The sequence below is a fragment of the Mesorhizobium sp. WSM2240 genome, assembly GCF_040438645.1.
Classification (GTDB): domain Bacteria; phylum Pseudomonadota; class Alphaproteobacteria; order Rhizobiales; family Rhizobiaceae; genus Allomesorhizobium.
Genome location: NZ_CP159253.1, coordinates 406,558 through 427,260, shown reverse-complemented (window position 1 = coordinate 427,260; position 20,703 = coordinate 406,558). Strand labels below are relative to the sequence as shown.

The window sequence follows — 20,703 nt, the reverse complement described above, 5'->3', positions numbered from 1 at the left end:
AATGACCGAGAAGATCACAGACTGGCGCCAGCGGGTGTCGACACGCACCGGCAGGATTTCCGCGGCGGGCTATCTGACCATCGCGGCGTTCGTCGGCGGCTTCGGTTTCTGGGCAGCGACCGCACCGCTCGCGGGAGCCGCGATCGCGCCCGGAATCGTTGCAGCCGCCGGCCAGAACATCAACATCCAGCACCTCGAAGGAGGGATCATCCGCGAGATCCTGATCCGCGAGGGCGAACGCGTCCGTGCCGGCGAACCGGTCATCGTGCTCGATTCCACGGTCGCCGAAGCGCAACTCAATCGCCTGATCAAACAAATGGTCGCCCTCCAGGCCAAAGGATGGCGGCTCGAGGCCCAGCGAGACGGCGCGGAAAACTTTTCCATGCCCGACAGCTTCTCGGCGCCGGGAAACAAGATGGAACATCTGGCGATCGTGAGCGAGCAGCAGAAGGAATTCACAGCCCGCCTCGCCCGCTACAGGGCGGAACTCGAGATACTCGCCCAGCGCGTCGCCGCTCTCAAGGAAGCCATCGAAGGCCTGAACGCCCAAAAAAAGGCGGGCGTGGATCAGCTGGCCATCGTGCGAGAGGAGGTGAACCGCAAGAAAGAGCTGCTGGAAAAGGGGCTGACCAACCGGTCGGAATATACGGCGCTGCTGCGCAGCGAGGCCGAACTCATCGGCCAGGTCGGCGCACTTCAGTCCCAGATAGCGAGTTCGGCGACCCAGATCGTTGAAGCGCGCCAGCAGACCGAACGGCTGACCACAACGCGGGTCGAACAGGCGGTAAGCGAACTCAACACCGTTCGCGCCTCGATCGCCGATCTGGAAGAGCAGGTACGCGCGGCCCAGTCGGTACTTGAACGCACGGTCATCAGGGCGCCTGCCGACGGCATCGTCATCAGAACCGTCTACACCGCGCCCGGCAGCGTGATCCGGGCGGGTGAGCCGATGATCCAGATGCTGCCGACCACTCGCGAACTGATCATCGAGGCGCAGGTGCGCCCGCAGGACATCGACCTGCTGCGGGTCGGCCAGGAAGCCAGCATGCTCTTTTCCGCGCTCAACGCGCGCACCACGCCGCAGGTGCCGGGCACCGTCTTCTACGTATCGGCAGACCGCCTGATCGATGAAACCAATGGCTTGCCCTACTATACGGCTCGGCTGAAGATCACCGAAAACCTGCCCCCCGAGATTAGCGCCGACCAGATCTATCCAGGTATGCCGGTCGAAACCTTTATCAGAACGGGCGAACGGACCTTCGTCGAATATCTTCTGCAGCCGCTCGCCGACTCATTCACGCGCGCCTTCCGCGAGCAATAGCCGCGCGAATGCTGGTTGCGGTAACGGGAGCAAGCGGGTTCGTCGGGCGAAGGGTCGTGCGGCATCTGCGCGACGCCGGTTTTTCCGTTCGGGCGATCTCGCGAACGGCCGGCAATTGGGAGGAAGGTGTCGAGACTGCCACCCTCCCAGATTCCGCCGCTTCGCTCGGTGAGTTCGAGCGTGTTCTCAACGGCGCCGATCACGTCGTGCACGGCGCAGGTCTCACCAATGGTTCGGCCCAAACGCCGGAATCCGAATTTATGCAGGCGAATGCGGAGCTGACAGCGCGATTTGCCGAAGCCGCAGCTCACGTGGTTTCGGGCCGGTTTCTGCTCATGTCTTCGATACGTGCTGTCGCCGGGGCCGGTTTCGACGGCATATTGACGCCGGAAACGCCTGCCCAACCTACCTGCGCCTATGGGCGGTCCAAGCGGGCCGCGGAACTGGCAGCGCTGACGCACTTTCCGAACGCCTCCAGGCTTTCGATCCTTCGCCTGCCGCCGGTCTATGGGGCAGGCATGAAGGGAAATCTCGCAAAGATGCTTCGCTTGGCCGATACCCACTATCCTCTCCCTTTCGGAGCCCTTCGCAACCGTCGGTCCTTGCTCTCGGTGGAGGCATTGGCCGCGGCGGCGGTCGACCTGCTCCGCATGGCGCAAATCCGGCAGATCTATCTGGCGAGCGACCGCTATCCGGTGAGCACAGACGAGATATTCACCGCCTTCCGCGCAGGGCTGGACAGGCCCGCGCGTCTGCTGCCCGTTCCAGCCGGTCTGCTCAAGGAGGCTGCAAGGCTTGCCGGGCGCGGCGAAGACTGGCAGGGCCTGTTTGCCGAGCAGATTTGTGATTCTTCGGCGCTGGCAGACGATGGATGGCGGCAGACGGAAGACCCCCGGCCCGGCCTGGCCGATGCGGCAAGAGATTTTCAAAAGTCTAAGTCATGAGGTCGAAATCATAGTGCCCCAACCAATTTTCGGCCTGACCCTGGACAGGATGAACCGCCTCTATATGGGGATCGTCACCGGCTGGGGGGCGGTGATCGGCAGCGCCGTCAGCTTCATGGTCGGCGGTGCGTTCATCTGGGCGATCGTCCGCCTCCTGAGAAGGGATTTTCCCCTGTCGCGGGTTCGCGAAGCTCGGATAGTGGCGCATATCTTCGCGGGTTTTTTCGCAATTGAAGCCCTCGCCGGAGCGATTTCATACAATGGCGTTGTGACCCTGTACGAAATCGGTCAAAACACGCTCTATCTTGCTTTTCTGCCCATCTACTCCCGCCTTTCGGTTTCGGAACGCTCAGGCGTTCGCGACGCGGTCGAACTTGCTGCGATGGGCGGCGCCTATGTGGCATTCGCCATTGCCCTGGTGGAGAGCTTCGGATTTGGCCTGCGAGCCGAAGGCGGCGCCGGCAACGCCTATCCCTTCGCACTTGCGAATTTCATGACCCTCACGATCACTTTCCTGGCCAGCCAGCGCGCGCATGGCCGATGGCGTGTGCTGTTCGCGCTGGCCGCACTCGCCTCAGTCGGCAGCATCATCCTATCAGGGACACGCGGCCTATGGCCCGGACTCGTCATCGTTCCCGCAATCTGCATCTGGTTCTATCGCGATCACATAGCCCGGCGCTACCTGCTGCCGTCCATAGCGGTGTTTTCGGTCGCACTGTTGGCCTTCGGGCTGTTCGCCACACCCTTCGTCCGCGACCGTGTCGAGTTGCTGATCGAAGACTATGGGCAAATAGTGGAAAAGAGCGATTATTCGGGATCGGTCGGCCAGCGATTGACCGTCTGGAAGGCGGGTTGGCAACTCGTCACGGAAGCGCCGTTCTTCGGTCACGGGCCGGGTCACAGCGCAGAACTGATGATCGAGCGCACCAAGGCGATCTCGGGAACGCCTCTCTCATATTCGCATTTCCACAATGTTTTTCTCAACTATGCCGTACGCGATGGCATTCCCGGCGCCCTGATCGTCGCGATGATGCTTCTCGGCCCGGTGATTCTGGCCTGGCGCAAGAACCGCGACGAGATGGGAGACTATGGCCTGGCCATGACGGGGGGCATCATGATGAGCTTTTTCCTGAGCGGCCTGCTGAACAATATGATCGGCCATGACCTGTCCGACTCGATGTTCATCGTCGGAATATTGACCGGCCTGTTTTTTGTTTTTGGCAGCGGGCGTGATTCCGAGTCGCGATCTAACGGCTGAGCTTTCCCGCAATCTGGTTCTCTGCTAGCAGTTCACCATGCAGAAAGTGCCACTGACGCTCATAATTCCGGTCTTTGGCCGCCCAGAAGCATTGGACCGGGCGCTCCGAAGTGTCGATGGTCAGGGCAGCCTGCCCGAGGAAGTCATCGTGGTCGACGACGGTTCGCCCGTCCCCTCGGCGATCGACCTCGATCTGGCCCACCGTCTGAATGTTCGCCTGATACGGCATGAGCGCAATCGCGGGCCGGCCGCCGCCCGCAACACCGGTATGCGCGAGGCCCGCACCGACTGGATCACATTCCTCGACAGCGACGACTACCTGCTCCGCGGCAGCATGGCGGAGCGCTGGCAGGGCGTGCAGGAACAACTTCGTCGGGGAGCGCCGGAGACCACCATTTTCGGCTGCGGCTGGATCGACTTCACCGCCAACCACGACGCCTCCCGCTTGCGCTGGCCCCGTCCGGCCGCCGAACCGCGCGCATTTGCCTCCGGGTGCTGGTTCTCGCCGGGCTCATGCGTGATCCTGAACGGGCCCAAAGCCGTTGCCGCCGCAGGGTTCCAGGATGAGACGCTCAGGCGCTTCGAGGACATCGACTGGTTCCTGTCGCTGGCTCTGAAGGGCTTTTCGCTCGAGATACTTCCCGTCGCGGCGGTTGCGATCGAGAGGCAGCGCGTGCAGCATCCCGAGCAAATTGAGGCGGACGCCGGCGCCATCCGGGCGAAATGGCAAAGCGCGCTGGACCGTGCGCTCTTTGCCCGCCTCGACAGCTATATGGATCTCGAGATCGCGGCAGTCTACCATTTCCGCGGCTCGACACTGCGTGCGCTGAAGGCGCTTTCGGCGTCGCTGGCGAAAGCGCCGCGCCTGTCGCTGCAATTATCTCCCGGCTGGCATCTGGAACCGATCGCCGGTATCCCGAAGGACAGCATATCGCTGAAGGCGCGTCTCTAGCCGTTCCGTCGGTGCGGTTTGCGCGACCAGTTTTGGACGCGGAGGCCTTTTCCGCTTGACTAGGCGATGGATGCGCACCACCCAAGGCCGCAAAGCACCGGAGAACAGCGCATGACCAGGATCACTGTCATATGCAATGACAGCGATTATTTCCTCAGACATCGCCTCCATGTGGTGGAGCGGCTTGCGGCCACTGACGCGGACGTGACCGTCATCACCGGGGGAAAGCCGATGACCAAGCCATCGGCCGGCTGGCGCTACGAGCACATGCCGATAGAGCGCTTCTCCTTCCATCCGGTTCTGGACGCCAAGGTGATGCGCCGATCGCTGCGGCATTTCAGGACAGAAAAGCCGGATACCGTGCACCTCATCACGCTCAAGCCCGCGGTCCTGTCGGGGCTCGCCGCCGTGCTCGCGCGGAAGTTCGGAGGCGGGCCGCAGCGCATCCTGATCACCATACCCGGCCTTGGGCGGCTGATGTCGCCGTCCAGCACACGCCAGAGGGCAGCCGACCGCCTGGCGCGGTCCCTGGTCGATGCCTCGATACGGTTTCTTTCGTCGCAGCCGGGCGTGCACTTCACCTTCGAGACTGCGGATGACCGCCACGACTGGCTGCATCGCGGGCTGATCGGCCGGCACAATTCGACCGTCATCAGCGGCGCCGGCGTCGATCCCGCACGGTTTTATCCAGCCGGCGACCGCCGGGTGCGATCGCCCATGAAAATCCTGTTTGCGTCGCGACTGCTAAAATCGAAGGGGTTGGACGCGTTCGTCGACACGGCGCGCCACTATTTTGGGAATACCAAAGTCGAATTCTTGGTCGCGGGTATGATCGAAGCGCACGACCCCGACCGCTACGCGCCCGAACTGCTCGAGCGCGAAGGCGCCATCAAATTCCTTGGTGAAGTCTCCGATATGCCCGAACTTCTGCGCAGCGTGGACCTGGTCTGCCTGCCTTCCCGCTACGGCGAGGGCATTCCGCGCATCCTGATCGAGGCCGCGGCGAGCGCGGTTCCCTGCCTTGCCACCGACCTTCAGGGATGCCGAGAAATCATCCGCGACGGCGTGAACGGAGCGTTGCTTCCACCGGGCGATGCAGGCCCCTTGGCGGCCTCGATGATAGCCGCGATCGACACGTACCTCGCCGATCCCGAATTGCTGGACCGGCAGGGTCGTGCCGGTCTGGTGTTGTTCAGGAATGGCCAGTTCCGGGAGGACGCAGTGACCGAGCAGTTCGTGCGCCTGCTCACCGATAGTCAACAGACCGCTGGGGATTCGACGTCGGCGCTGTCGCCCGGCTGAATCTCGTCGGGTTATTCCACCGGCCTCACACGGTCGCCCTGCCCGGAGCCGAGCGCCGTCGCCAGGATCAGCCTTATGTCGGCGGCAAGCGACATGTCGCTCAGATAGGCCGCATCAAGCGCCGCCAGCTTTTCCGGGTCGGACATGTCCACACCCGCAACCTGCGCCACACCGGTAATGCCGGGACACAGCTTATAGAGCCCGTACGCCCTGCGCGCCGCAATCAGCGCCGTCTGAGAAGGCAGGCATGGTCTCGGCCCGACAAAACTCATGCTGCCCGCCAGCACGTTCCACAGTTGCGGCAGTTCGTCGAATTTGAACCGCCGAAGAAGTCTTCCGACCGGCGTGATCGACGACGCACCCGCCTCGTGGCTCGGCACGTTCCCGGTCTCGCAATACATGGTGCGCAGCTTCAGGCAGGTGAAAGGCTTCTCGTTCAGTCCCACGCGGGTCTGGCGGAAGATCGCCGGACCCGGCGAGGTGAGCCGGATCAACACCGCGGCAGCCAGGATCAGCGGCGCCGCGACCACAAGTCCGGTGGCGGCAAGTACGATGTCGAATGCGCGCTTCATGCGACGTTTACTGGATGGAGTGCCGGATCCACTCGCCGAAATGCCAGGTCACCGCGGCGACCACTCCCGCAAAGACGAGGAGCAGAAGCAGGAGCCGAACGGCCATGGGCGAGTTCACCTCGTAGAACATCATCGGTTTTTTTGCAGTCTCGGCCTTTTTCGCGGCTTTTATGGCATGCCGATACAAGACGCTGCTCCGCACGGGCCGGGTTTTCACATTGTACTCGCAGGTCGGACGCATTTCGGGCGAGCATCTGCAATCCGTTTCCAGATCGCAACGGAAGTCCTTCAGGACCGACGGCGTAACCGTCGTTCCTGAAGGCGGAGTTTGGTCCTCGTCTTGGTATTCCACCCGTAACTCCTGTCGCGTCCCTCCGTCGGCCATCATTCAACTCGGCAATGTCGTGCGCAGGATACAACGATTCACGCGGGGAGCCAGAAATTTTCATAACGGCGCAACCCGCTGGCACTCCCGCCAACAGTACGGCGACCTGTTGGCGAGCTTTCCGTAGGCTCATATTTTTTGCGCCCTCTGCGTTCCATACGCCAAAGAATTCGCAGCCCAGCCCTTCATCTTGTCGTTTGAGGTCGACCAGGGCCGGGCGCGCGAATTCCACCGTGGTGCAAAGCACTGAGCGGAAGATCTTATAGGCGACGGTGTTTGCCGCGATGTAAAGAACCGTTCGCGGCGGCAATTCCTTGGGCATCTCCTTGGCCAGTTTCGGCAGCACCTTGTCGATCGTCATAAGCCCTTTGTTAGCCCGGGCGGCAAATGCCGCTCCGTCAGCATTCTGGCGCTAACTTCCTGCTCGACCCGTTCCAGAAACTGCACCGCTATGTCGATTGAAGGTAGGGACTTTTCGACCTGCGCCTCGAACTGGCGTTGTCGTTCCGTCTGGGAAGGTACCGAAGACCACGCCCCCTCCGCGAACCACAGGGCGGCAGCGGCAAGAACGGCCAAGCCCGCGCCGACAAACCCGCCGAACAGCGCCGAACGGCGCCCGGGCATCGCACCCATTGTCCCAGGGTCGAGCCCGGCGGTCAGCCGCTGAAGCGCATTCTCGCGGCCCGCCCTGTGCTTCGCCAGCAATGCGGCGTCGAGTCCCCCGAATTCCCATCCATGTTGTTCCGAAACCCGCCATTGCTAGCTGCGATTGTGCGACACCCCTGTCACCGCCGACTCGCGGCAGCCAAGCGCATCAGGTCACCAACATATGGCAGTCTGTGGTCATACGGAAGAACCGCTGAATTCCGCATTCGCGGCCCGAGTGAAAACTTCTCATGAAAATGGTGCGGCGTCGTCCAAATCCTGCGCAATAAGCTTCGCAGCCTGTTCCTGCATTGCTTTGGCGCTGCGGTACTCCGGAACGATGTGAAGCAGCAGTTCGAGCGCCCGCCCGCGGTCCTCACGTGCTACCGCGTTCTGAAGTTCGGCGATCGACTTGTCCAGAAGCAACTTGTCGATGACGCGCGGCGATGCAACCACATAGCCGTCTTCCGTGCGCAGGTCCTGGACTTCGGAAGGATCGAAAAGCTCCTCGAACAGCTTTTCCCCCGGCCGCAGACCGGAGAACACGATATCTATGTCGACATAGGGTTTCAGTCCGGCGAGCTGCATCATGCGCTCGGCCAGATCGACGATGCGGACCGGCTCACCCATATCCAACACCATGATCTTGCCGCGCTGCAACTCTTCGCCGCCGTGTTCGGCCGACGCGTTCAGAACCAGCCGGACCGCTTCCGGGATCGTCATGAAAAACCGCACAATATCCGGATGGGTGACGGTCACCGGTCCGCCGGCGAGGATCTGTTCCTGGAATCGCGGCACCACCGAGCCATTCGAGCCGAGCACGTTGCCGAATCTGACGGTCTTGAAGTGAGTCTTTTTCGAGTTGATGTCGAGGGCCTGGCAATAGGCTTCCGCAGCACGCTTCGTCGCCCCCATCACATTCGTGGGGTTCACCGCCTTGTCGGTCGAGATCATTACGAAGCTTGCGACTTCGTTGACGAGCGCCGCATCGGCGACATTCTTGGTGCCGAGGAAATTGGTTTTGATAGCCTCAAGCGGATTGCTCTCGGCCAGCGGCACGTGCTTGAGCGCGGCGGCGTGAAACACCACATCCGGTCGCGTTTCGGCAAACAGCCGCGAAACCCGCGTGCTGTCGCGCACATCCATCAGCCTCGTGCTGATTTTCAGATCCCGGTATTTTTCCCGGAGCTCCATATCGAGCATATAAAGGTGGAATTCCGAACTGTCGGTAATGACCAGCAGCCTCGGTCCGAGCTGCGCGATCTGGCGGCAGAGCTCCGAACCGATCGACCCTCCGGCGCCAGTAGCGAGAATCGTCTTGTTGTTGATGAGCCGGGCTATGCTCGATATGTCGGTAACGACCTCCGGACGATCGAGAAGATCTCCGAGTTCAATCTCCTTCGGTTCCAGCAGCGACCGGCTGGTAATGAGCGCGGTCTCCGTAACATCCGGGATTATCGAAGTCTTGATGCCGAGCTTCGCTGTCTTTTCGACGATCTCGCCGAGATGCTGGCGGGTGGGGGCTGCTTCGGTGACGATCAACTCGGATATGGGGATGCCGGTTCGCTCCAGCCGGTCGGCGATTTTACCGACATCCTCGAACGACCCGAGAACCCTAACGCCCTGAAGCGTTCTGGCCTGGTTCATCATGCTGTCGTCAAGAATCCCGGCGACGTTGAACTCACTTTGCCCCCGGCGGCTTGCGCGTATGAAGCTTTCTGCGCCGTCGTTCAGCCCGTAAAGAAGCACGTTTCGCCGATTTGCCGGCGCTGGGGCGAGATGACTCGTACGCCAGAGGATTTTCTCGACCAGAAGACGACAGGCCAGCCGGGAGCCGGCAAGCGCGGTCACCATGAATACCCCGGCCAAAACCGGCACCGAGCGCGGAACATTGGCGCCGCGGGTCATCAGGAACGACGCGACCGTGTAGGTTACCGTCGTCGCGAGCGCCACCTTGATGATAATGATCAGATCGGGAATCGAGACGTATCGCCACGAACCGCGATGCAGCGAAAAGACGAAATAGAAGACCCCGAAAATGGCCACGAAGCCGAGCGTCTTCTCCTCATTGCCCGGCACGTCGAACGCCTTTGCGCCGAGAACGGTCAGATAGGCCAAGACGAATGAGCCGGCCGCAACTCCGAAATCGTGCAGAGTACCCGCATAACGGGCAAATCGGGCAGGCAGACGCAAGTTACTGAGTTTCATGCAACAATGCTCAGCGTAGATGCATTTTCATCTGAATAAGTGTCAATAATGCCCGGCCCCGGCACATTGTTACCTGAACAGCCGAGGCCGTTCAACACAGCCAGCTCCAAAATCTCGGTACCGTTGATACCCCACCCTCCCAATCCTTGGCCGAACGATCGACTGTGGCCCCTTTGAATAGCACCAATCTGAGTTTCCCGCCTGCCTAAAGGATTCGCTTCCCGAAAGCAGACATCACGAAGCTAACCGTTTCATGGCCGATCCGGGGATCAAGTTCGGCCGCTACGGGCGAAATGTCCATGGACGTCATGCGGCCGCTGAGCGCAACAGCCTCCATCGCCTGATGGGTTTCGCGAACCGTCATGCCGCCGGCGCCCGGCGCCCATCCCGGCATTTCCGTGGCCGTCGGCGAATAGCTCACATGGAAGCCGCTTGTGCCCGAGGAAGCGATTCGGATCGCTTCGCGCATGACATCGCGCATGCCGGAACCATCGATCTCGGCCATAGTGAATACGGAGATGCGGGATTCCTTGAGGATTTTCGCCTCGGTTGGATTGGCCTCGCGCAGACCGACCAGAACGACATTCTCGGGGGAAAGCTGTGGCTGCAGCGCCCCTTGCCGCCGATTAAGGCCGAGCGCGCGCGAAAGCGCCGAGGTTTCCGCGAGCTCGGAATCATCTCCAGCTTCCGGCATCAACGCCGCAATGGAGTCTATCCAGATGAGTCCGAGCGAGTGCGTGGCACGGGCAGCTACCGCCAGGGCGCGATAGGCGACGCGCCGGTCCTTGCCCGAATGAAGCCGGATCAGGCCCGCGGGCGAACGCATGGCGTCGGCCAGTTCCACCACGTCGTAATCCATTGCCTCGAGCCTGGAACCGATATCATGCCTCGCCAGGATGGGCGCCGATAGCGGCTCGGCAATTATCGAGACCATCTTGCGGCCGGGGATTTCGGCGATGTCGTGCATGGGTGTCTTTTCAACATATTCCGAGGTCATCGCGGTAAGCAACGCCCCATAGCCCATGCGGAAGCTGACGCGATCCCCCACGGCGAGCGGCGGATCGGCCTCGGTCACGTCGAGCACCAGATGGTCGCTCGAAGCGCCCAGGACCCGCACACCCTTGTTGATCGGCGTCAGGCTTTCGACAATCACGTCCTCGCGCCCGATATTGGCGATGCCGCGCAGCCGTTCGCCCTCATCGACGAAGAGCGGACGGTTGCCGAACGCATCGAAGCCGGATTCGCCGATCGGCATCGAAGGCTTCAGCTTCACTTCGATGAGTTCTCCGGCAAGCCGGAACGCGTCGTATTCCAGTCCGGGCCACGGCTTGTCGCGGAACGTCTCGATGCCGCCCTGCAGGATGGCTTCGCCGACGCGCAGATTGTTGATGCCGGCGGGCAGGCGTCCATCAAGCAACAGCGGCAGCGACGACGAATTTCCTCCCGATACCCAGTCGAGCGTGGTCCCGGCCAGCCGCTCGATCTTGTAGGCGTGCGCCTCCAGTTGTCCAAGATTCTCCTCGGTCGGCACGATGGCGCCGAAGCAGGTCAGATTGGTGCCGATGCCGGCGATCCTGACGCCCTTCATCTCAAGGATCTTTTCCACGGTCGGCAGAAGGTCGTGCGGCCAGATGCCTTCGCGCAGATCGCCGAGATCGACCATGACAATGATATCGTGCACGCGGCCAAGACGCTCGGCGATGCGCGAGATCTCGCCGATGATAGCCAGTTCCGACTGCAGGCTGATGTCGACCGTGCGCACCACCTCCTCGACGCGCGAGATCGGCGGGCTGCGCAGCAGCATGATCGGACAATCGATGCCGCTTTCGTGCAGCCGGCGGATGTTTTCGAAGCGCGATTCGGCGATGCCGGCGACGCCGCCGCGCAGCATTGCGCGCGCCACCTGCGGCATGCCGCAGGTTCCCTTGGTAACGCCGAAAACCTTGATGCCGGATTCAGCGCAACGCTCAACGATTGTCCGCGCGTTGCGCTCAATCCGCCCGAGGTCGATCGCGACTTGCGGTCCCATGCCTCGCCCCCACCCGACCGAAAGCCCTCTCGCCGCTGCCCGGCAACGCCGCCTCAGCCGTGCACCGAATTCTTGCCGGTGAGCTTCCTCTCCCACGATAGCGCATCGCCGACGATGGCGTCGAGATCGTCATGGGCGGGAGTCCAGCCGAACTCGCGGCGGGCCAGATCGGAATTGGCGATTACCGACGCTGCGTCGCCCGGCCGCCTGCCGCCGATCTGGACGTCGAAATCGCCGCCGAACACGCGGCGCACGCTTTCGATCACCTCGAGCACCGAATAGCCGTGGCTGTAGCCGCAATTAGCCACGAGGCTGTCGCCGCCGGCGCGCAGCCGCTGCAGGGCCAGCCTGTGCGCGGCGACCAGGTCGCTGACATGGATGTAGTCACGCACGCAGGTGCCGTCGGGCGTCGGATAGTCGGTGCCGAACACCTGCATGGAAGGCCGCTTGCCGAGCGCCGTTTCGCTGGCGACCTTGATCAGATGGGTGGCTCCGGGCGTCGACTGGCCCGTCCGCCCTTTCGGGTCGGCGCCTGCGACGTTGAAGTAGCGTAGCGCCGTGTAGCGAATGCCGTGCGCGGCTGCGGCGTCGCGCAGCATCCATTCGCTCATCAGCTTGGAGAGGCCATAGGGCGATTCCGGCGCAAGCCGCGCATCTTCGCGGACCGGCTCCAGGCCGGCCGCGCCATAGACGGCGGCGGTCGAGGAGAAGATGAAATTGGGAACGCCGCCGCGCACCGCCGTCTCGATTAGCGCGCGGGTCTTGCAGGTATTGTTCTCGTAATAGCCGAGCGGGTCGGCGACCGATTCCGGAACCACGATCGAACCCGCGAAATGGATAATGGCGTCGACCGCGTGCTCGGGGATCAGCGAACCCACGAGTTCGCTGTCGGCGACGTCGCCGACGACCAGCTTCGCCTCCGGAGCCACCGCCCATTCGAACCCGGTCGACAGCCGGTCGAGCACGACCACCTCTTCGCCGGCGTCGAGTAACTCCCAGACCATGTGGCTGCCGATATAGCCGGCGCCGCCAGTTACCAGTACGGACATTCCTGAAATCTCCATCAGATACGGCACGCCCTATTGGAAACGCCGCCGAAAAGCCACCCCGCAAGTCTCATTCACGGCCCGCACCTCCGGAATATCCGGGCGACTCTGTTCGTTTGTGGGCGGGCAAGCCGTGGCATTTTGACCGAGTTTCGGTCATGGACGCAAAAATCGGCAGTGACTATGATTGCTCAAACTGGGAAGTCAAAATGAACTATCAGCGGTTTTTCGAGGAAGCGATCGACCAGGTTCATGCCGAGCGTCGCTATCGCGTCTTTGCCGATCTGGAGCGGATCGCCGGCTCCTTCCCTCGCGCCATCTGGCGCGCCAACGGCCAGGAGCAGGAGATCACCGTCTGGTGCTCCAACGACTATCTCGGCATGGGCCAGCACCCCGCCGTGATCGCCGCCTTCCAGGAGACCGCCGGCAGAATGGGTTCGGGCGCGGGCGGCACGCGCAATATTTCCGGCACCAACCACCCGCTGGTCGAGCTGGAACTGGAACTCGCCGACCTGCACGGCAAGGAAGCCGCGCTGGTCTTCACCTCGGGCTTCGTCTCCAACGAGGCGTCGATCTCCACCATCGCCCGGCTGCTGCCGAACTGCCTGGTGCTTTCGGACGAACTGAACCACGCCTCGATGATCGAAGGTGTGCGCCGCTCCGGCGCCGAGAAGAAGATCTTCCGCCATAACGACGTCGCCCATCTCGAAAGCCTGCTCCAGGCGGCCGGCCGCGAGCGCGCCAAGCTAATCGTCTTTGAATCCGTCTATTCGATGGATGGCGACATCGCTCCGATCGAGCAGATCGTCGAGCTAGCCGAAAAATATAACGCCATGACCTATATCGACGAAGTCCATGCCGTCGGCATGTACGGCCCGCGCGGCGGCGGCATCACCGAGCGCGAAGGCCTTGCCGACCGTATCGACATCATCGAGGGCACGCTTGCCAAGGCGTTCGGAACGCTGGGCGGCTACATCACCGGTTCCAGCGCAGTGATCGACGCGGTGCGCTCCTATGCGCCGGGCTTTATCTTCACCACTGCGCTTCCGCCGGCAATCGCAGCTGCGGCTGCCGTTTCTATCCGCCACCTCAAGCAGTCGCAGACCGAGCGCGACGCACAGCAGCGGCAGGCAGCGCGGGCCAAGGACATTCTTTCCGCCGCCGGGCTGCCGGTCATGCCTTCCGCCACGCATATCGTCCCGGTGCTGGTCGGCGATCCCGAGCTCTGCAAGATGGCGACGGACCGCCTGCTCGGCGTCCACGGCATCTATATCCAGCCGATCAACTACCCGACCGTGCCGCGCGGCACCGAGCGCCTGCGCATCACGCCGACGCCGTTCCATTCCGACGCCCTTATCGAGACACTGCGCGACGCGCTGGTCGAAACCTGGGACGCGCTCGGCATTTCCTACGGCGCCACCGGGCGCCCCGCTGTCGCCAAAAGCGAGCGCATCATTCCGCTGCTGGTGCCGAAATCGGGCGGGTGAACCTTCCGGTTACGAACTTCAGCAGTTCCCAATCCACTCCGCCAGCCTGTTCGCCGCTTCCTCGACCTGGTCCAGCCGGCGGTGGAAGCACAGCCTGAAGAAGGCTTCGCCGCCTTCTCCAAAGGCAGTGCCGGGCGCGAGGCCGACATTGGCGCGGTCGACGATCTCGAAGGCCGCGGCGCGTGAATCCGCAATCCCGTCGACCGAGAAGAACAGATAGAATGCGCCCTGCGGCACGCTGAACCTGGCGCGGCCGGTAGCGCCGAGTATGTCGCAGGCGATATCCCTTGCCTGCTGGGCGCGCTCGATCTGCGCGGCCAGGAAGTTGTCGCCCTCGTCCAGCGCCGCGATTGCGCCGCGCTGCATGAACTGCGCCACGCCCGAGGTCGAATACTGGATCAGGTTCTCGAATGTCTGCTGCAGGGCCGGATGCACGCGCAGCCAGCCGATGCGCCAGCCGGTCATTGCCCAGTTCTTGGAAAAGGTGTTGACGAACAGGATGCAGTCTTCGTCATCCATGATGTCCATGAAAGACGGCGCCCTGACGCCGCCGTAATGGAACAGCGCGTAAATCTCGTCGGCGATGATCCAGAGGTTTCTGCGGCGCGCGAGATCGAGGATCGCCCGCAGCGTATCGAGATCGGCGGTCCAGCCGGTCGGGTTCGACGGCGAATTGACGAAGATGGCCCTTGTCCGGTCGGTCACCGCCGCCTCGAGCTTGGCGACATCGCATGCCCAGCCATTGCCGGTCTGGTCCAGCCTGACTGAAACCGGCTTTGCACCAGCGACGCCCGCGGCGCCGGGAAAGTTCGGCCAGGCTGGCGACAGGTAGATCACCTCGTCGCCCGCGCCCGCCGTAGCCTGCAGCGCAAGCTGGATCGCCTGCATTCCGCCACCGGTCACCAGGAATTCCTCGGGCGCAAACGCCTTGGCGAAATGCCGCGCGTGATAGCGCGCGAGCGCTTGCCGCAGTTCCGGAATGCCGCGCTGCCAGGTGTAGAAGGTCTCGCCCGCCGCCAGCCCGCGGGCAGCAGCCTGCGAGATGAACTCGGGCGTCGGCAGGTCCCCCTCGCCGGCCCAGACCGGGATCAGGCCCTCACGGCCGCGCCCATAGTTGGCGACGGCGACGATGCCGCTTTCGGGGGCCAGGCGGGCCTCGCTGCGCAGATCGTCGATCAGTTTCATGGCAATCCCGAATTTGGAGATGGATGCTGTTGCTACAGTCCCACCGCTGGGAGCGCAAACGAAACCCGGCCGATGGCCGGGTCGTCCAGTTGGTCAAGATTCAGGCCAGGCCGAGCCGCCAGCTGTAGGCCGGCATCACCTGAATCTATCTTTTTGCCAGCAGATCGCGGATTTCGCTCAACAGCGCGATGTCGGCGGGCGGCGCCTCCGGCTCGACCGGCTTTTCCGCGACCAGCCGGCGGCGCATGCTGTTCACGCCCCTCACCATCAGGAAGATGATCCAGGCGAGAATGAGGAAATTGATGAGCACCGTCAGGAAGTTGCCATAGGCAAATACTGCGCCCTGCTTGCGTGCCTCCTCTAGCGAAGCTGCGGTGACGTTGGACGACAGCGGCAGGAAATAGTTGGAGAAATCGAAGCCGCCGAAAATGGCTCCCACGATCGGCATGATGATGTCGCCGACCAGCGACGAGACGATCAGGCCGAAAGCGCCGCCGATGATGACGCCGACCGCGAGGTCCATCACATTGCCCTTTGAAATGAATTCCTGAAATTCCCTGATCATCTTCCCTCTCCTGTCCGTGGCCACGTCCGGATCTGCCGCTCCCCGCTGAAGCAACCGCACAATAGCAAAAACCTCCGGTTGCAAAACCGGAAACTTTTCCAAATCCAGTTCGCCCCCGCCGATCGACCTAGCGGTGACAACCCGACATTGTTGCCCGAAGACAACGGCCGCCTTGGGTGGACTGCGGTCATTCGGCTCGGTTTCTAGATGACTACTGGGTTACACGAGGGGGTGCGGTGATTGACAACTGTTCATTGCCAAGGCACGTTCGCAGCGCTGCGTAGGGCGCACCGGTGTAACGTTGAAAGGGCAATGCCCGCCTACACTGTGACCACAGTTGCGCCTATGCCGAATCTCGAAAACCTCAAGAAGCAGGCCAAGTAATATTTGCGGTGGCACCGCGAACGGTACTATCCGGTCGCAGCCGAGATCAGGGCTGCGTTGCCACGCTTCCGGCATCTCGATGACAATCAAGTTCTGGAGGCAAGCTTTAGGCTGAGCGACGCGCAGGAGCTGATCGCGCGTCAATTGGGGTTCGAGGGATGGCAGGCGCTCAAGACAGGAGCCCCAGCCATGACAGATCAGAAAAAACAGACGGTACCTGAACCCGTTCTAAGTTCAACCTCAGCACAACTGTTCGTCGCCGACATCAAAGCGTCGTGTGAATTCTTCACCACCAAACTAGGCTTCAGAGTCGACTTTGTTTACGGCGACCCGCCATTTTACGGACAGGTTATACGTGACAAAGCGCAACTCGCTCTTAGGTTGGTTTGCGAACCTGTGTTCGTTGGCGACATACGGCAACGTGAACATCTACTCTCCGCTTCGATTACCGTCGATACTGCAGACGAGATCAAGCAGCTCTTTCTGAATTTCCAGGCCGTAGGGGTGCCCTTCCATCAAGTCCTCAGGAAAGAGCCGTGGGGCGCTAGAAACTTCATTGTTCTAGACCCAGATGGAAATCTCATTTTGTTTGCTGGTCCGGGCGACTGACCCGTCACCATTCAACCCCCCTGCCTCGAAGGACGATGTCGGTCCCTCCGGCATCGTCTTGGTCCGCAATGGGGTCGTTCTCTGCATTCCAAGCGGGTACCAAGCGTCAGACTTCACCACCAGCGCGTGTCGAGATTCAGACAAGGCAACGTCCAGAATGGTGCTTTCGAGAACTGGAGCGCGCTTAGCGCAATGGACTTGCCACCGAAGCTGTGATTGCCTTGAGTCCTCAGGGCGAATGCCTGAAGGGAGGACATCCGGGCGTGCAGGGCTGGGTCATCGTCATCATCGCGGTCGCCTATGTGACGCTGCTTTTCGTCATCGCCAGCCTGGGCGACCGGCGGGCCGCGACGAAAGGTGCGGGCAGACCACGGCCCTATATCTATGCGCTCAGCCTCGCCATCTACTGTACGTCCTGGACGTTCTTCGGCTCGGTCGGACTGGCGTCGGAACGCGGCCTCGAATTTTTGGCCATCTATATCGGCCCCGTCCTGGTTTTCATCTTCGGCTTTCCACTGCTCCGGCGGATCATCAAGCTCGCCAAGGCCGAAAAGATAACCTCGATCGCCGATTTCCTCGGCGCACGCTACGGCAAGAGCTTCGCCGTCGCCTCGATCGCCACATTAATCGCGACCATAGGCGCGGTTCCCTACATAGCCTTGCAGCTCAAAGCGATTTCCGGATCCGTCGGCCTGATGGTCGAACACTACACCGGTGCGCCGCCGTCGTTTGACCCCTTCGTCAGCGACATATCGCTGGCCGTCGCCATGCTGCTTGCGCTGTTTGCGGTGCTGTTCGGCACCAGGCACGCCGACGCAACCGAGCATCAGGACGGGCTGATCCTTGCCGTGGCGGTCGAGTCGGTGGTGAAGCTCGCCGCCTTCTTGGCAATCGGATTGATGGTCACCTTCGTCCTGTTCGACGGGCCGGGCGACATGATCGCCAGGCTTGCGCAGAACGCCGAAATCCGCGACGCGATGGGCTATCGCACTTCGCTCGGCACCTGGCTGGTGCTGACCGTCATCAGCGGCTTCGCCATCATCATGCTGCCGCGCCAGTTCTATGTGACGATCGTCGAAAACCGCAGCGAAGTCGAACTCCGGACGGCGAGTTGGGTGTTTCCGCTCTATCTGGTGGCGATCAATCTGTTCGTGCTGCCGATCGCCTTTGCGGGCATATCGATTGTCGGGCCGCAGACGACCAGCGATCTCTACGTCTTGTCCGTGCCGTTGCTGAGCGGCCAGGACGTTTTGGCCATGGCCGCTTTCATCGGCGGCCTGTCGGCGGCAACCGCCATGGTGATCGTCGCCAGCGTCGCCCTTTCGATCATGATCTCCAACGACCTGATCATTCCGCTTTTCGTGCGCCGGCTGCTCAAATCGGAAGGCAGCGAAACGGAGGACTGGTCGAGCCTGATCCTCAACATCAGGCGGGCTTCGATCTTCATCATTCTTTTCGTGGCATTCCTCTACTACCGCGAAAGCACCAACAATGCGCGACTGGCGTCCATCGGCCTTATGTCGTTCGCTGCCATCGCCCAGTTCGCCCCCGCCTTCTTCGGCGGACTCATCTGGCGCGGCGCCAATGGCCGGGGCGCGGCGCTCGGCATGGCGGCGGGCATACTGGTCTGGACCTACACACTGCTCCTGCCGTCTCTCGGCCCGCCAGACGCGCAGATCCTGCTCCATGGTCCCTTCGGCATCGAGGCGCTGCGGCCACAGGCGTTGTTCGGCACGATCGCCGAACCGCTCAACCACGGCGTCATGTGGAGCCTGTCGGTCAATCTCCTGTTCTTCGTGCTCGGTTCGCTCTCACGGGCCTCCGTACCGCTCGAACGCATCCAGGCGTCGATCTTTGTGCCGCGCGACGCGAGCCCGATGCCGAGCCTCAGGCGTTTCCGCACGGCCATCACCGTAAACGACCTGAAGGACACGATCGCCCGCTATCTCGGCGTCGAACGCACCGAGCGCTCGTTCCAGACCTTCGAGAACGCCGGCGGCCTGAAACTCAACGGCAACGAGCAGGCCAGCATGGCCGTTATCCGCTTTTCAGAGCAATTGCTCGCCAGCGCCGTCGGCTCATCGTCGGCGCGGTTGATCCTGTCGCTGCTGTTCCAGCGCCACGACAGCGCATCCAAGGATGCCTTCCGCCTGCTCGATGACGCAACCGAAGCTCTCCAGCACAATCGCGACCTCCTCCAGATCGCGCTCGACCAGATGGAACAGGGCATCACCGTATTCGATCAGGATTTCCGCCTGACCTGCTGGAACCGTCAATATCGCGCCCTGTTCGATCTTCCCGACGAGATGGGCCAGGTAGGCGTCTCGCTCGACCAGATCCTGCGCTTCCTGGCGGCGCGCGGCGACATTCCCACCGATTCCCGTATCGCGACGCTCAACCGGCTCACCACATTCGGCAGCCCGTGGCAGATCGAGTTGAAGACCAGCGGCCGGATCATCGAGCTCCGTTCCAATCCGATGCCCGATGGCGGCATCGTCGCGACCTATGCCGACATATCGGCTCGCGTGAAATCCGATCTTGCACTGAAAAGCGCCAATGAATCGCTGGAACAGCGCGTCCGGAGCCGTACCGCCGAACTGATGCGCGTGAACGAAGAATTAGCGCAGGCGCAGATGCTCGCCGAGGAAGCCAATCTCGGCAAGACGCGGTTCCTGGCGGCCGCCGGGCACGACATCCTGCAGCCGCTGAACGCCGCCCGCCTCTACTGCGCCTCGCTGATCGAGAAGGCCGGCCGGGGCGCGCCGGGAGAGGCCGCCGCCAACATCGAATCGTCGCTGGAATCGGTGGAAACCATCCTGGGAGCGGTGCTAGACATTTCGCGCCTGGACGCCGGCGCCATGAAGCCCGCAGCCGTGGTTTTCCGGCTCGACGGCCTGCTTCGCCAGATCGGCACGGATTTTCAGCCGATGGCCGCCGAAAAGAACCTCGAACTGGTGATCGTTCCATCTTCGCTGACCGTCGAGACCGATCGGAACCTGCTCCGCCGCTTGATCCAGAACCTCGTCTCCAACGCCATCAAATACACGCGCAGCGGCCGCGTTCTGGTCGGCGTCAGGCGGCGTGGCGAACTCGCCGAGCTGCAGGTCATCGACACCGGCATCGGCATTCCCGCCGACAAGCTCAACACCGTTTTCCGCGAATTTACCCGCCTCGACGAGGGCGTGCGCGAGGCGCAGGGGCTCGGCCTCGGCCTGTCTATCGTCGATCGCATCGCGCGGGTGCTGCGCCTGGAAATCCAGATCGATTCCGGCCGCGGCAAAGGCACGCGCTTCTCGGTCATTCTTCCGGTGACCCAGGCGCTGGAGCCCGACCTCGCCGCCGAGGCCAGCACGCCGCTGCCCGCCGCCGGCGCGCTGAGCGGCCTGAACGTTATCTGCATCGACAACGACGCCCGCATCCTCGAAGGCATGAGGCTGCTTCTCGAAGGCTGGGGCTGCAATGCCAGGGCCTTCGCGAGCTCCGAACCCTTCGATTCCAGCCAGCCGGCCGGCTTGGCTCCCGATCTGATACTCGCTGACTACCATCTCGACGGCGAAACCGGCCTCGACGCGATCCGTAAGCTGAGGACGCTCTACGGCAGCGGCACGCCGGCAATGCTGCTCACGGCCGACCGCTCCAACGAGGTGCGTGCGGCGGCCGAGCTGATCGACGTGCCGGTCATCAACAAGCCCGTGAAGCCCGCAGCCCTGCGCTCGATGATGACGCGCGTGCGGCGCATGGCGCAGGCGGCGGAATAGGCGACGCGCTCGATAACACGGCAAATTCATTGCAGGCTGAATCCGGAGAATAC

At 62.3% G+C, this 20,703-nt stretch carries 16 protein-coding genes; 8 read left to right on the top strand and 8 right to left on the bottom strand.

What is annotated here, in order from left to right:
- The first annotated feature begins 1 nt into the window (after position 1).
- From ABVK50_RS02040 to ABVK50_RS02020, 5 genes are all read left to right on the top strand, one after another.
- The gene (locus ABVK50_RS02040; RefSeq protein WP_353643025.1) at positions 2 to 1,321 is read left to right on the top strand and encodes an HlyD family type I secretion periplasmic adaptor subunit; all 1,320 of its coding nucleotides are present in this window, start codon (positions 2 to 4) and stop codon (positions 1,319 to 1,321) included.
- A 56-nt stretch (positions 1,322 to 1,377) separates the two neighbouring features.
- Entirely contained in the window at positions 1,378 to 2,265 is an 888-nt protein-coding gene (locus ABVK50_RS02035; RefSeq protein WP_353646995.1) for an NAD-dependent epimerase/dehydratase family protein, read from the top strand.
- Between the two features lie 13 nt (positions 2,266 to 2,278).
- Positions 2,279 to 3,523: an O-antigen ligase family protein gene (locus ABVK50_RS02030; RefSeq protein WP_353643027.1), complete on the top strand. Its 1,245-nt coding sequence runs from the start codon at positions 2,279 to 2,281 to the stop codon at positions 3,521 to 3,523.
- A 37-nt stretch (positions 3,524 to 3,560) separates the two neighbouring features.
- The gene (locus tag ABVK50_RS02025; RefSeq protein WP_353643028.1) at positions 3,561 to 4,475 is read left to right on the top strand and encodes a glycosyltransferase; all 915 of its coding nucleotides are present in this window, start codon (positions 3,561 to 3,563) and stop codon (positions 4,473 to 4,475) included.
- Between the two features lie 111 nt (positions 4,476 to 4,586).
- Positions 4,587 to 5,777: a glycosyltransferase family 4 protein gene (locus ABVK50_RS02020; RefSeq protein ID WP_353643029.1), complete on the top strand. Its 1,191-nt coding sequence runs from the start codon at positions 4,587 to 4,589 to the stop codon at positions 5,775 to 5,777.
- A gap of 11 nt (positions 5,778 to 5,788) precedes the next feature.
- On the opposite strand, the gene ABVK50_RS02015 is transcribed toward ABVK50_RS02020, so the two are convergent.
- The 6 genes from ABVK50_RS02015 to galE all read right to left on the bottom strand — a co-directional run bounded on the left by ABVK50_RS02015 (position 5,789) and on the right by galE (position 12,665).
- Entirely contained in the window at positions 5,789 to 6,349 is a 561-nt protein-coding gene (locus tag ABVK50_RS02015; protein ID WP_353643030.1) for a sugar transferase, read from the bottom strand.
- The gene (locus ABVK50_RS02010; RefSeq protein WP_353643031.1) at positions 6,346 to 7,095 is read right to left on the bottom strand and encodes a hypothetical protein; all 750 of its coding nucleotides are present in this window, start codon (positions 7,093 to 7,095) and stop codon (positions 6,346 to 6,348) included. Before ABVK50_RS02010 ends, ABVK50_RS02015 begins: the two co-directional genes overlap by 4 nt.
- Positions 7,092 to 7,439 carry a hypothetical protein gene (locus tag ABVK50_RS02005; protein ID WP_353643032.1) on the bottom strand — a complete coding sequence of 116 codons (348 nt, stop codon included), beginning with the start codon at positions 7,437 to 7,439 and terminating at the stop codon, positions 7,092 to 7,094. The genes ABVK50_RS02010 and ABVK50_RS02005 overlap by 4 nt, the downstream gene beginning before the upstream one ends.
- Positions 7,440 to 7,628: 189 nt before the next feature.
- Positions 7,629 to 9,587, bottom strand: a complete 1,959-nt coding sequence (locus tag ABVK50_RS02000; protein ID WP_353643033.1) for a nucleoside-diphosphate sugar epimerase/dehydratase — start codon at positions 9,585 to 9,587, stop codon at positions 7,629 to 7,631.
- Positions 9,588 to 9,792: 205 nt separating this feature from the next.
- On the bottom strand, positions 9,793 to 11,616 hold the full coding sequence (locus ABVK50_RS01995; RefSeq protein ID WP_353643034.1) for an alanine racemase: 1,824 nt from the start codon (positions 11,614 to 11,616) through the stop codon (positions 9,793 to 9,795).
- Positions 11,617 to 11,669: 53 nt separating this feature from the next.
- Positions 11,670 to 12,665, bottom strand: a complete 996-nt coding sequence (gene galE, locus ABVK50_RS01990; protein WP_353643035.1) for a UDP-glucose 4-epimerase GalE — start codon at positions 12,663 to 12,665, stop codon at positions 11,670 to 11,672.
- A 206-nt stretch (positions 12,666 to 12,871) separates the two neighbouring features.
- Here galE and hemA point away from each other — a divergent pair, with 206 nt between their 5' ends.
- Positions 12,872 to 14,149, top strand: coding sequence for a 5-aminolevulinate synthase (gene hemA, locus ABVK50_RS01985; protein WP_353643036.1), 1,278 nt, complete (start codon positions 12,872 to 12,874; stop codon positions 14,147 to 14,149).
- An 18-nt stretch (positions 14,150 to 14,167) separates the two neighbouring features.
- Here hemA and ABVK50_RS01980 read toward each other — a convergent pair whose 3' ends face one another.
- Together ABVK50_RS01980 and mscL are read right to left on the bottom strand one after the other, a co-directional pair.
- The gene (locus ABVK50_RS01980) at positions 14,168 to 15,334 is read right to left on the bottom strand and encodes a pyridoxal phosphate-dependent aminotransferase (RefSeq protein WP_353643037.1); all 1,167 of its coding nucleotides are present in this window, start codon (positions 15,332 to 15,334) and stop codon (positions 14,168 to 14,170) included.
- Positions 15,335 to 15,479: 145 nt separating this feature from the next.
- Positions 15,480 to 15,899 carry a large conductance mechanosensitive channel protein MscL gene (gene mscL, locus ABVK50_RS01975; RefSeq protein ID WP_353643038.1) on the bottom strand — a complete coding sequence of 140 codons (420 nt, stop codon included), beginning with the start codon at positions 15,897 to 15,899 and terminating at the stop codon, positions 15,480 to 15,482.
- 387 nt (positions 15,900 to 16,286) lie between these two features.
- Here mscL and ABVK50_RS01970 point away from each other — a divergent pair, with 387 nt between their 5' ends.
- On the top strand, positions 16,287 to 16,892 hold the full coding sequence (locus ABVK50_RS01970) for a VOC family protein (protein ID WP_353643039.1): 606 nt from the start codon (positions 16,287 to 16,289) through the stop codon (positions 16,890 to 16,892).
- A gap of 263 nt (positions 16,893 to 17,155) precedes the next feature.
- A complete protein-coding gene (locus ABVK50_RS01965) occupies positions 17,156 to 20,650 on the top strand; it encodes a PAS domain-containing hybrid sensor histidine kinase/response regulator (protein WP_353643040.1) in 3,495 nt (1,164 codons plus the stop codon).
- Positions 20,651 to 20,703 lie beyond the last annotated feature (53 nt).